Annotated in this window: 9 protein-coding genes and 1 pseudogene; 9 read left to right on the forward strand and 1 reads right to left on the reverse strand. The window is 71.1% G+C overall.

The window, feature by feature from the left end; genetic code table 11:
- The 7 genes from TA90_RS14585 to TA90_RS06620 form a co-directional block, all read left to right on the forward strand.
- Nucleotides 1-812 (forward strand): hypothetical protein (locus TA90_RS14585; protein WP_222704606.1); only part of this gene is annotated, 812 nt, incomplete at its 5' end.
- A complete protein-coding gene (locus TA90_RS06600) occupies nt 809-1,909 on the forward strand; it encodes an ABC transporter ATP-binding protein (protein WP_052450597.1) in 1,101 nt (366 codons plus the stop codon). The genes TA90_RS14585 and TA90_RS06600, both read left to right, overlap by 4 nt.
- A 113-nt stretch (nt 1,910-2,022) precedes the next feature.
- On the forward strand, nt 2,023-4,134 hold the full coding sequence (gene glgX / locus TA90_RS06605) for a glycogen debranching protein GlgX (RefSeq protein WP_043535268.1): 2,112 nt from the start codon (nt 2,023-2,025) through the stop codon (nt 4,132-4,134).
- A gap of 2 nt (nt 4,135-4,136) precedes the next feature.
- On the forward strand, nt 4,137-5,804 hold the full coding sequence (gene treY, locus TA90_RS06610; RefSeq protein ID WP_231550686.1) for a malto-oligosyltrehalose synthase: 1,668 nt from the start codon (nt 4,137-4,139) through the stop codon (nt 5,802-5,804).
- 120 nt (nt 5,805-5,924) lie between these two features.
- Nucleotides 5,925-6,653, forward strand: a complete 729-nt coding sequence (locus TA90_RS15520) for a malto-oligosyltrehalose synthase (RefSeq protein WP_231550687.1) — start codon at nt 5,925-5,927, stop codon at nt 6,651-6,653.
- Complete coding sequence (locus tag TA90_RS15055) at nt 6,650-7,483, forward strand: alpha-amylase family glycosyl hydrolase (protein WP_052450598.1); 834 nt, start codon at nt 6,650-6,652, stop codon at nt 7,481-7,483. Before TA90_RS15520 ends, TA90_RS15055 begins: the two co-directional genes overlap by 4 nt.
- 915 nt (nt 7,484-8,398) lie before the next feature.
- The gene (locus TA90_RS06620; RefSeq protein WP_043535271.1) at nt 8,399-9,415 is read left to right on the forward strand and encodes a magnesium transporter CorA family protein; all 1,017 of its coding nucleotides are present in this window, start codon (nt 8,399-8,401) and stop codon (nt 9,413-9,415) included.
- 122 nt (nt 9,416-9,537) lie between these two features.
- On the opposite strand, the gene TA90_RS06625 is transcribed toward TA90_RS06620, so the two are convergent.
- A complete protein-coding gene (locus TA90_RS06625; RefSeq protein ID WP_043535273.1) occupies nt 9,538-10,596 on the reverse strand; it encodes a lipid II:glycine glycyltransferase FemX in 1,059 nt (352 codons plus the stop codon).
- A 215-nt stretch (nt 10,597-10,811) separates the two neighbouring features.
- Between TA90_RS06625 and TA90_RS06630 the strand changes: the two genes are divergently transcribed.
- Entirely contained in the window at nt 10,812-11,363 is a 552-nt protein-coding gene (locus tag TA90_RS06630) for a DUF3000 domain-containing protein (protein WP_043535274.1), read from the forward strand.
- A 3-nt stretch (nt 11,364-11,366) separates the two neighbouring features.
- Nucleotides 11,367-12,106 (forward strand): annotated as a pseudogene (locus TA90_RS06635) (ribonuclease D); the annotation flags it as partial.

Here is a 12,106-nt window from a genome sequence, read left to right on the forward strand (position 1 = left end):
CCGGGGGTCCCCGGGGGGCGGCGTGCTCCGTGTTCCGTCGCTCGTCCACGTGGCCTCGTCCCTGTGCGCGCTGGGCACGTCCTCACCGGGCGACCACGGCCCTCGCGGCGCCCCGGGGAGGGGACGCCCTCGCCGATGCCCTCGGTGTGGTCTCATCCACGGTCCTCCTCTCGGGCGCCGCCTGCGCCCTGGCCCTCCCCCTGGCGGTGGCGACCGTGTGGACCGTGCGTTCCGGTCGACACACGCGCAGGGGTGCCGGACGCCTCGTCCTGTGGTTGACCGTCCTGCCCGGGACGACCGTCGGCATCGCGTTCTCACTCGCCTACCGGGTGCCCCCGACCGTCCTGGGGGTGCGTCTGCCCGCACTGGTGGGCGGTGCCTCGCTGGCGGACGGCTCGGTGGGGATCGTCCTCATGCTGATGACCGTCGCGCTGCCGGTGCTGCACGTCGGGCTGGGGGCGCTGTGGGATGCGGTGCCCCGGTCGGTGCTGGAGTCCGCGCGGGACGCCGGGGCGGGGAAGTCCCGTCTGGTCCTCTCCGTGGTGCTCCCCTCCACGGGTCTCCTCCTGGGGGCCCTCGCGGCCGCCACACTGGGCCGCTGCCTCGTGGCCGTGGTGCCCCTCGCCTACGTCACCTCGCCCGACGCCGCCCTCGTCGTGACCCGTGTCCTCGACCTCACCGACCACTCGCGGGGCCCCGAGACCTTCCTGGTCTCCACCCTCACGGCGGCTGTCGCCGGGGTCCTCCTCGCCCTGGTGCAGGCTGCACACGGACACCTGCTGCCCCGACTGGAAGGGATGTCACGCCCATGAGCACCGGGACGCTGCACGTGGAGGACCTCACCGTCGACCTGCCGACCGGGCACGGCACCCGCCGGGTCCTCGACCGGGTGGACCTCGACATCGCCCCCGGTGAGATGGTCGCCCTCATCGGCCCCTCGGGGTGCGGGAAGACGACCCTCCTGAGGACCATCGCCGGACTCACCGCCCCCGTGAGGGGGCGCGTGGTCGTCTCCGGCAGGGACCAGTCCCGCATCCCTCCCCAGCGCCGTCCCACCACGCTCGTCTTCGACACCCCCTCCCTGGTGCCCCACCTGACGGTGCGCGAGAACGTGGCCTTCGCGGTGGACGCGACCCGGGACGCCCTCGCTGCCGAGGACGAGGTGGGGACGGCCCTCACGACGCTGGACCTCCTGCCCATCGCCGACCGCCTCCCCGGGGAGGTCTCCGCCGGACAGGCCCAGCGCACGGCACTGGCCCGCGCCCTGGTGCGCCGGCCGCACGTCCTGCTCCTCGACGAACCGCTCGCGCACGTGGACCCCCTGGCCCGCGACGGCCTGCGCCGGGAGATCATGGCGGTCCACCGGCGCCTGCGGTGTGCCTCGGTGTTCGTCACCCACGACATTCCCGAGGCACTCGCCGTCGCGGACCGGATCGCCGTCATGCGCCGCGGATCGCTGGTGCAGGTGGACACGCCCTGGAGGATCTGGAACCGACCCGACAGCACCTGGGTCGCCTCCCGCACCGGCACACCCAACCTGGTGCGGGCCCGTGTGCGCGCCGTCCTGCCGGGTGACCCCCCGAGGGCCGTCGTCGACCTGCTCGGACAGGAGCACCGGATCCCCTGTCCCGCGGACCTGTCAGCCCCCGGCACCTGCATCGTCACCGCCCATGCCGACGCCGTCCGGATCCTGGGAGCCGACGACTCGGGCTCGCGAGACCTCGAGGGAGACCGCGCCCAGGTGCTCTCCGTGCGCTTCGGCGGGGACCACGTCGACCTCGAAGTGGAGACGGACGAGGCCACACTCGTGGCGCGCACGCCACCGGAGCCGCGCGCGCCGGCCCTGCGCGTCGGGGACCGCCTGCGCGTCGCCCTCGTCGACGACCTCGCCTGGGCCGTGCCCGACTGAGGTCCCGCCGTGCCCGACTGAGGTCCCGCCGTGCCCTGCCCCACCGCCCGGCAACAGGGACACCGCCGCGCGGGCGGGCTGTGCGACGAGGTCATCCGTGGCACCCTGATGACATGCATACATGGCCCGGCAATCCCTATCCACTCGGAGCGACCTTCGACGGGTCCGGCACGAACTTCGCCCTCTTCTCCTCCGTCGCCGAGCGCGTCGAGCTGTGCCTCCTGGACGCGGAGCGCAACGAGCAGCGCGTCGAGATGACGGAGGTCGACGCCTTCGTCTGGCACGTCTACCTGCCCCAGATCGGACCGGGACAACGGTACGGGTACCGCATCCACGGTCCCTTCGACCCTGGCTCGGGCGACAGGTGCGACCCCTCGAAGCTCCTGCTCGACCCCTATGCGAAGGCCATCGACGGCCAGATCACGACCTCCAACACGCTCTACTCCTACGACTTCGAGGACCCGACCAAGCCGAACCACGAGGACTCCGCGCACGACAACATGGTCGCCGTGGTCATCAACCCCTACTTCGACTGGGGCCACGACCACACCCCGGGCCACGACTACTCGGAGTCGATCATCTACGAGGCCCACCTGCGCGGCATGACGATGCAGCACCCGGGTGTGCCCGAGAAGCTCCGTGGGACCTACGCGGGCATGGCGCACCCCGTGGTCATCGACCACCTCCGCAAGCTGGGCGTCACCACCGTGGAGCTCATGCCCGTCCACCAGTTCGTCAACGACCCCGTCCTCCAGGAGCGCGGGCTGTCGAACTACTGGGGCTACAACACGATCGGCTTCTTCGCCCCGCACAACGCCTACTCCGCCACCGGCACCACGGGAGAGCAGGTCACGGAGTTCAAGGCCATGGTCAAGGCGCTCCACGCCGCGGACTTCGAGGTGATCCTCGACGTGGTCTACAACCACACCGCCGAGGGCAACCACATGGGCCCCACGCTCTCCTTCAAGGGCATCGACAACGCGTCCTACTACCGCCTGGTCGAGGGGGACCGCCAGCACTACTTCGACACCACCGGCACGGGCAACTCCCTGTTGATGAGCAGCCCCCACGTGCTCCAGCTGATCATGGACTCCCTGCGCTACTGGGTCACCGAGATGCACGTGGACGGCTTCCGCTTCGACCTCGCCTCCACCCTCGCCCGACAGTTCGCGGAGGTCGACAGGCTCTCCGCCTTCTTCGACCTCATCCACCAGGACCCGATCATCTCCCAGGTGAAGCTCATCGCCGAGCCGTGGGACGTGGGGGCCGACGGCTACCAGGTGGGCGGGTTCCCCCCGCTGTGGTCGGAGTGGAACGGGCGCTACCGCGACACCGTGCGCGACTTCTGGCGCGGCGAGTTCTCCTCCCTCCCCCAGTTCGCCTCGCGCCTGGCGGGCTCGGCGGACCTCTACGAGCACACCGGACGCAAGCCGGTGGCCTCCATCAACTTCGTCACCGCCCACGACGGCTTCACGATGCGCGACCTCGTCTCCTACAACGACAAGCACAACGAGGCCAACGGCGAGGACAACAAGGACGGGGAGTCCAACAACCGCTCCTGGAACTGCGGGGTCGAGGGGCCCACCGAGGACCCCGGGATCATCGCCCTGAGGGCCCGCCAGCAGCGCAACTTCCTCACGACGATGATCTTCAGCCAGGGCGTGCCGATGATCCTCCACGGGGACGAGTTCGGCCGCACCCAGCAGGGCAACAACAACACCTACTGCCAGGACAACCCCATCGCCTGGATGGACTGGGGCCTCAACCCCGCCCAGCAGGAGCTGCTCGAGTTCTCCCGCCGCCTCATCCACCTCAGACGCGAGCACCCCGTCATGCGTCGCCGCCGCTTCTTCAAGGGCGCCCCCGCCCGCGGCGGCGAGTCCGACCTCGGCGAGGTCGAGTGGTTCACCCCCGGCGGGACCCACATGACCGAGGAGGAGTGGAACCAGCCCTGGGCCCGGGCGGCCATGGTTTTCTACAACGGATCCGCCATCGGCGAGCCCGACCGCTTCGGTGAGCGGATCGTCGACGACGACTTCCTGCTCCTCGTCAACGCCGCGCCCGAGGAGGTCAACTTCGTCCTCCCGGCCCCCGTCTACGGCAAGGTCTGGAACACCGTGGTCAACACCGCCGACGACGAGGACCGCAGCGGTCACCTCTCGGGGGAGACGGTGCACGTGCAGGCCCGCACCGCGATGATCCTCGTCAACCCGTTGGGGAAGTGACCATGGCGGACCCGCACCCCCACATGCCCCACATCGGCAGGCACACGCCGCTGACCACCTACCGGCTCCAGCTGACCCCCGACTTCACCTTCGGCGACGCCGCAGGCGTCCTCCCCTACCTCGTCGACCTCGGGGTCACCGACGTCTACCTCTCCCCGATCCTCCAGCCCGTCCCGGGGTCCCGGCACGGCTACGACGTCGTGGACCACACACACGTCAACGCCGAGCTCGGTGGACGGGAGGCATTCGAGGCCTTCTCCGCGCGTGCCCACGCACTGGGGCTGCACGTGGTGGTCGACATCGTCCCCAACCACATGGCCGTGCCCACGCCCGTGTGGCAGAACCGCGCCATGTGGTCCGTGCTCAAGCTCGGCGCGAAGTCCCCCTATGCCCGCTGGTTCGACGTCGAGGACGGGGAGCAGGTCCTCATGCCCGTTCTCGGCGCGCGCATCGGCCAGGTCCTGACACGCGGCGAGCTGGAGCTCACCCGGATGGTCGTCCCCACCGAGCCCGAGGTGGGCGAGCAGTGGGTCCTGCGCTACTACGACCACGTCTTCCCCGTGGCCGAGGGTTCGGAGTCCCTGCCGATGCACGTGCTGCTGGAGCGCCAGACCTACCGCCTGGCCCACTGGAAGGTGGGCGACGAGGAGCTCAATTACCGCCGGTTCTTCGACGTGGACACCCTCGCCGGGATCCGTGTGGAGCGGCCCGAGGTCTTCGACGCGACCCACGCCCTGCTCTTCGACCTCTTCGACCACGGGCACATCGACTCCTTCCGGGTCGACCACCCCGACGGGCTGGCGGACCCCCGCGGGTACTTCCAGCACCTGTGGGACCGCACCGGGGGTGCGTGGACAGCTGCGGAGAAGATCCTGGGCGAGGACGAGATGCTGCCCGCGGACTGGGCCGTGTGCGGCACCACGGGCTACGACACCTCCTGGCGCATCCACTCCCTCCAGGTGGACCCGGCGGCGGCCATGCCGATGGGTGCGGTCATGCAGGAACTGGCCGGGGACTCGCCCTCGTCCCTGCCCCGCGTGGTGGCCACCGCCAAGCGCGACGTCATCGACACCTCCCTTTCCGCGGAGGTGCGCCGCCTGGCCAACCTCGTGTGGGAGATCTGCCAGCGCGACCTGCGCCTGCGCGACCACACCTTCCGTTCCATCGTGGAGTGCCTGCGCGCGCTCATCGTCGAGATGGACCGGTACCGTGCCTATGTCGTCCCCGGCGCCTCCACCCCGCAGTCGAGCCGCGAGGTGCTCACCGAGGCCCGCAAGCGGGCCTTCCTGGGACTCGACCCGGACCTCGAGGACACCCTCGACGTCCTCGTCGCCCTCGTCCTGGGTGACGAGGTCGGCTCCGCGGGCCTGTCCAGCCGGGACGACCGACGCGCCGAGGTCGTCGTGCGCTTCCAGCAGGTCTGCGGCGCCGTCATGGCCAAGGGCGTGGAGGACACGGCGTTCTACCGGTGGACGCACCTCGTGTCGCTCACCGAGGTGGGCGGCGCCCCGGACCGGTTCGGACTGGACCTGGACGCCTTCCACGCCTTCGAGTCCCAGCTCCAGGAGAACTGGCCGGCCACCATGACGGCCGGCACGACCCACGACTCCAAGCGGGGCGAGGACGTGCGTGCCCGGCTCGCGGCCTTCACCTGCTACCCGCTGGAGTGAGCGGCCCTGGTCCAGGAGCTCCGTTTCGTCACCGAACCCCGCAGGCCCGGTCAGCTCGACGGGCGCACGGAGAACCTCCTGTGGCAGACGCTGGCGGCGACCTGGACCACCACCGACCCGATGACCTCCTCCCGTCTGGTGGAGTACCTCACCAAGGCGGCGCGTGAGCAGAAGACCTGGACCTCGTGGACCTCCCCCGACCTGGAGCGCGAGGAGGAGCTGATGGGCTTCGCCACGACCTGCCTGGCCGACGACGCCGTCATCAGCCTCCTCGACGCCTGGCACACGCGCACCGCCGCCGCCCAGCGCACCTGCATCCTGGTGACGAAGGCCCTCCAGATGACCGTGCCGGGGGTGGCGGACGTGTACCAGGGCAGCGAGGTCACCCGCACCTCCCTGGTGGATCCCGACAACCGCAGGCCGGTCGACTTCGAGGCCCTCGTCGGACTCCTGAAGGGGGTCCACGAGGGGCAGGTGGCGGGACTCGACGCCGAGAAGCTGCGTCTGACCAGCGCCGTCGCGCACCTGCGCCAGCGCGAGAAGTGGGCCTTCGTCTCCCCGGAGTCGACCTACGCCGCCCTGCCCACCTCCTCGGGGCACGCCATCGCCTTCGCCCGCGGCGACCACACCGGTCCCCGCGCCGTCACCGTCGCCACCCGCCTGCCCCGCACCCTCGCCGACATCGGGGGCTGGGAGGAACACACGGTGGTCCTGCCCGCCGGGCGCTGGCGCGACATCCTGGGGGGCCGCATCCACGAGGGCGGCCCGGTGCGTCTGGCCGGACTGCTCGGCACGGATCCCGTGGTGGTGCTGGAGGCCGTCGACACGAAGCCGGAGGAGGACGAATGAGCCGGACGCTCCCCACACGGGTGTGGGCGCCCGCCGCGCGGGGCGTCGAACTGGTCACCCCGGGGGACGGACAGCGGGTCCCCATGTCCCCCGGTGCCCACGGATGGTGGCGGGGACCGGACCTGCCACCGGGGACGGACTACTGGTTCTCCCCCGACGGGGAGGGCCCCTTCCCGGATCCCCGGTCCCGTTGGCAGCCCCACGGGGTCGACGGACCGTCGCGCACCTGGACGGCGGCGGACCACCAGTGGGTGCCCTCCCCCGACCGTGAGGTCCTCGGTGGGGTCTTCTACGAACTCCACGTCGTCACCTTCACCCCCGGGGGCACCCTCACCAGTGCCATCGACGGACTCGACGACCTGGTCGACCTGGGGGTCGACGTCGTGGAGCTCATGCCGCTGGCGCAGTTCTCCGGAGAGTTCGGGTGGGGCTACGACGGGGTCGACCTCTTCGCCGTCCACCGGGCCTACGGCGGGCCGGAGGCGCTCGTCCGGTTCGTCGACGCCGCCCACGCGCGCGGGTTGTCGGTGTGCCTGGACGTCGTCCTCAACCACCTGGGTGCCTGGGGCAACCACCTCTCCCGATTCGGGCCCTACTACACCGACCGCCACCAGACACCCTGGGGCCCGGCTTCGACCTGGACGGCCCCGACTCCCACGAGCAGAGGCGCTTCCTCCTGGACGTGTGCCGCCACTGGCTGGTCGACATGCACGTCGACGTCCTGCGCCTGGACGCGGTCCACGCGATCCACGACGACTCCGACACTCACCTTCTCCAGGAGCTGGCTGGACTCGTGCCCGGGTGGGAGGAGATCTCGGGACGCACACTGACCCTGGTGGCCGAGTCGGACCTCAACGACGTCCGGATGGTCACCGCCCTGGAGGCCGACGGGACCGGCATGGACGCGCAGTGGGCCGACGACGTCCACCACGCACTCCACGTGGCCCTGACCGGGGAGACCCAGGGGTACTACGCGGACTTCGCCGACCCGCAGGCCCTGCGTCGCACCCTGGAGGACGTCTTCCACCACAACGGCACCTGGTCGAGCTTCCGGGGACGGACCTGGGGCGCGCCCGTTCCCCGTGACTTCGACCGGCGCCGCTTCGTCGTCTACTCCCAGGACCACGACCAGGTGGGCAACCGCGCGCGGGGGGACCGTCCCTCCGAGCACCTCGACGACGCGCAGCTGGCGGCCGCCGCCGCGGTGGTCCTGCTCGGCCCCTTCACGCCGATGCTCTTCCAGGGTGAGGAGTGGGGCACGCGCCGACCCTTCCGTTTCTTCGCCGACCAGGACACGCCCGAGCGTGCCCGCACGGTCCGAGAGGGCCGTGCCGCGGAGTTCGGTGCCCACGGGTGGCAGGGCGAGGTCCCCGACCCGACCTCCCGGGCGACACTGGAGGCGTGCGTCCTCGACCGCAGCGAGCGGGAGCAGCCGCGGTGCGCCGCCCTGCTCGACTGGTACCGGACACTCGTCGCACTGCGCAGGGCGTTGCCGGGGGTGCGCTCGGGTCGCCGCCAGCGTGCGGTCCGCGACGGGGACGTCCTCGTCGTCGTGGACTCCGACGTCGCCCTCGTCCTCGACCTGGCGGGCAGGGCGCTGCCCGGGGACCTCGACCCTGCCGGGTCCGTGTGGGACACGACCACCGAGGGCAGACCGTCGGGGCGCGGCGGAGGCCTGCTCGCGTCGTTCCCCTCCGGGGACGGCGGGGAGGCGGTGCGCGTCATCGGATGGGAGAATCGCAGGGATGACTGAGACGAGGATCGAGTCCCTGACGGCGACCCGCGTGTGGAGGAACGGGTCACTCTCCCAGGAGGACGTCCCTCCCTCCGACCTGACGAAGGTCGTCGGGGACCCCTCGGCCCTGGTGTGGATCGACCTGCTCTCCCCCAGCCTCACCGACCTCCAGGCCGTGATCGGCAAGCTCGGACTGCCGCCGACGGCCCTGGAGGACCTCCTGGGCCGGCACGAACGGCCCAAGGTGGTCCAGCACCCCGACTGGATCTACGTGACGACCCACGCCGTCTCCCGTGAGGCCGACCGCAGTGTTGACGACTCCCCCGGGGGCCACCACCTGGTGAAGTCCCCCGTCTCCGCGATCGCGACGAGCACCGTGCTCGTGACGATCCGCCTGGAGCCGCGCTGGAGCATGGACGAGGTCCTGCGGCGCTGGGACGCGGACCCCGGGCTCACCCGCAGGGGGATCGGCGCCCTGCTGCACGGTCTGCTGGACGTCATCGTCGACGAGCACTTCGACACCATCCAGGAGCTCGACGACGAGGCGGAGGACCTGGAGGACCTCCTGCTCGGCCAGCACCACACGGACGACTCCTTCATCCTGCGGGTCTACGGACTGCGCAAGGAACTGGTCACCCTGCGGCGGGTGGTGGTGCCGATGCGCGAGGTCGTCACCGGCATCCAGCGGCACCCGGAGGTCGTCTCCGCCGAGATGGCACCGTGGTGGGGGGATCTCTACGACCACGTCCTGCGGGCCAGTGAGTGGGCCGACTCCCTGCGCGACATGGTGGCCTTCATGGTGGAGACGCAGATGTCCCTCATGGACTGGCGTCTCAACACGGTGATGAAGAAACTCGCCGGGTGGGCGGCGATCATCGCGGTGCCCACGCTGATCACCGGGTGGTTCGGCCAGAACGTGCTGTTCCCCGGCTACGGGACCTGGGCGGGGCTGTGTGTCTCGATCGGGTTGGTCGTGGTCTCCACCGTCGTCCTCTACTCGACCTTCAGGAAGCGCGACTGGTTGTGATCCCCCGTCGCGTCGGGACCGACGCGACTCCGGGTGGGCCCTGGGCCGGACGGGGTGTCCCGGGAGCGGGTATCCCGGGACGGGATGTCCCGGGACGGGGCGCCCCGGGACGGCGCACCCCGTCAGGAGCGGTCGCGACCCCGCAGGGTCGAGGCCACCGAGCGGAGCTCGACGTAGGCCCGGTACGCCAGTGGCCGCAGGGGACGCTCGCGTGCGCTGGCGACCTCGACGACCTCCTTGGAGAACTTCGTCTTGAACTCGTTGAGACCGTTGAGCTCGGGCACGGCCTCGGAGCCGATGCCCATGAGGTCGTAGCGGGTGATGCCCCTGCGGGCCAGGTCGACGCACTCGAAGAGGACGAGCCGGTCGGAGGCCCTGCGGTGCATCGCCGAGGTCGCGGAGGCCGCGTAGTACCGCGCGGCCAGTCGACCGGACACGGTGACGATGGACCAGCACTGCAGGGCGCCGTCGACCCGGCCGGTGTAGAGCCGGCAGTGGTCGGGGCCGAGGCCGGCGATCATGTCGCGGTACATCTCCGAGGCCCAGGGGACGAAACCGTCACGCTCGGCCGTGTCGACCATGAGCGCGTGGTACTCGTCGAAGTCCGATGCCCCCGCCTCGGTCTCGTCGGCCCACTCGAGTCCCGACTCACGCACCGCCTTGCGCACGTCGCGGCGCCCACGGGACTTGAAGCGGGAGAGGACCGCGTCGGTGGCCTCCTCCTCGGAGGTGGTCGCCGGGTCACCCGGCAGGGACGTGTCGATGACGACGGTGTGGTCGTAGGCGATGATCCCGGTGGGGGGGTACGTCCCCTCGGGACGGCTGAGCAGGTCCAGGCGCAGGTGGACCGCACCCGGCTCCTTCGCGTGGAGTTCCGCGGCGAGCAGCTCGACCAGTTCGGCCTCGTCCTGTGCGGTCGGGGTGGTGAGCCACACCGGTGCATGTCGCGCCCAGAGGAAGCGCATGCGGTGGGTGACCAGCTCCGTGAGGGTGAGGACCGCGACGGGTTCCCCCGAGCGGCGCACCAGGCAGTGCCCCCAGGTCCTGCGGTCCGGGTCCATGGCGTCCACCGCCGCCCACGCGGCGGTCTGCTCGATCGGTGGATCGATCCCGGCTGCGGCCAGCGTCTGCTCCACCGTCGCCGCGTCCACGAATTCGACATCCAAGGGATCGAGTCCCATGACGATCCTCCCCGTCCTCGTCCGCCCTGCCGGTCCCGCAGGGCCACTCCCCTGAGGGTAACGTCCCGGGGCGCGCCCCACCGGTGTGGACCGTGGCCCGTCGCGTGTGCGAACCCGTGCCCGGCAACGCACGCAAGTGGCCCCGGGGGCGGGAACTCGCCGCACACCGGCGTGGTCGGAGGGTGGAGGGGGTGGGCGAACGTAGTGTGGGTCACGTGACCGACCACGCAGTCCCCGAGGACTTCGTCACAGCCCTCCTCAGCCTGCGCGACGCCGCACGCACCCCGGCGGTCCTCCTGGAGGAGGTCCCCCCGCCCGAGCGGCTCGCGCCGTGGACGGCTGCGCTCGCGATGCGCACCACACGTGAGGAGCACGGCCAGCCCCTCGCCTCCGGGCGCCTGGTGGTCCTCCACGACCCCGAGGAACAGATCGGGTGGAACGGTCAGTTCCGGCTGGTGGCCCAGCTGAGATCGCAGATCGATCCCGAGATGGGCAACGACCCACTCCTGGGCGAGGCCGTGTGGAACTGGGCGCACGACTGCCTGGACGAGGCGGGGGCCGGATACCATGACATGACCGGGACGGTCACCCGTGAGCTCTCCGAGGCCTTCGGCGGACTGGAGCTGCGCGGCTCGACACTCCATGTGGAGCTTCGGGCCTCGTGGACGCCAGTGACGCCCGACCTCGGGGCCCACCTGGTCGCCTGGTCAGACCTGCTGTGCCGCACGGCCGGCATCATCCCCCAGCGCTACCTCGAAGAGGCCTGATACATGCTCATCGACAATCGCGACGGTCTCCCCCGTGGCGACTCGGACTCCCCTGTGCTCGTGACCGGCCCCAGGGGAGGGATCCCAGCGGTCATCGACACCCCGGAGGCGCTGTCGGAGGCGGCCCGCGCCCTGACGACGGGCACGCAACCCGTGGCATTGGACGTGGAACGCGCCCAGGGGTTCCGCTACGGGACCGAGCCCTGGCTGGTGCAGGTCCGTCGCGAGGACGTGGGCACCTTCCTCATCGACACCCATGCGCTGCCGGACCTGTCGGTCCTCACCCCGGGGGTGGACCAGGTCTGGCTGCTGCACGACGCCGAGCAGGACCTCCCCAACCTCTCCCAGGTGGGGCTCACTCCCCCCTCCCTCTTCGACACCGAGGTCGCCGCCAAACTCGTGGGCATGGACCACTTCGGTCTCGCCGCCGTGTGCGAGCAGGTCCTGGGTCTGGCCCTGGTCAAGGACCACCAGGCCTCCGACTGGTCCGTGCGCCCCTCCCGCCGGACTGGCTGCGCTACGCGGCGCTCGACGTCGAGCTCCTCACCGAGCTCTACCGGCGTCTGTCCCACACGCTCCACGACCTCGACCGCTGGGAGTGGGCGCTGCAGGAGTTCGACCACGTGATGGGGATGCCGCCGACGACACCCAAGCCGGACCGGTGGCGTTCCCTGCCCGGAGCCGGGAAGATCACGAGTCGGCGCAGCCTCGCAGTGCTGCGCGAGCTGTGGGAGGCCCGCGAC

The sequence above is a fragment of the Actinomyces polynesiensis genome, from assembly GCF_000820725.1.
GTDB classification, from domain to species: domain Bacteria; phylum Actinomycetota; class Actinomycetes; order Actinomycetales; family Actinomycetaceae; genus Pauljensenia; species Pauljensenia polynesiensis.

Bases quoted from the DNA above. Each gene is read 5' to 3' on its own strand.
- TA90_RS06600 (WP_052450597.1), top strand. From the start codon at position 809: ATGAGCACCGGGACGCTGCACGTGGAGGACCTCACCGTCGACCTGCCG.
- glgX (WP_043535268.1), top strand. From the start codon at position 2,023: ATGCATACATGGCCCGGCAATCCCTATCCACTCGGAGCGACCTTCGAC.
- treY (WP_231550686.1), top strand. From the start codon at position 4,137: ATGGCGGACCCGCACCCCCACATGCCCCACATCGGCAGGCACACGCCG.
- TA90_RS15520 (WP_231550687.1), top strand. From the start codon at position 5,925: ATGACCTCCTCCCGTCTGGTGGAGTACCTCACCAAGGCGGCGCGTGAG.
- TA90_RS15055 (WP_052450598.1), top strand. From the start codon at position 6,650: ATGAGCCGGACGCTCCCCACACGGGTGTGGGCGCCCGCCGCGCGGGGC.
- TA90_RS06620 (WP_043535271.1), top strand. From the start codon at position 8,399: ATGACTGAGACGAGGATCGAGTCCCTGACGGCGACCCGCGTGTGGAGG.
- TA90_RS06625 (WP_043535273.1), bottom strand. From the start codon at position 10,596: ATGGGACTCGATCCCTTGGATGTCGAATTCGTGGACGCGGCGACGGTG.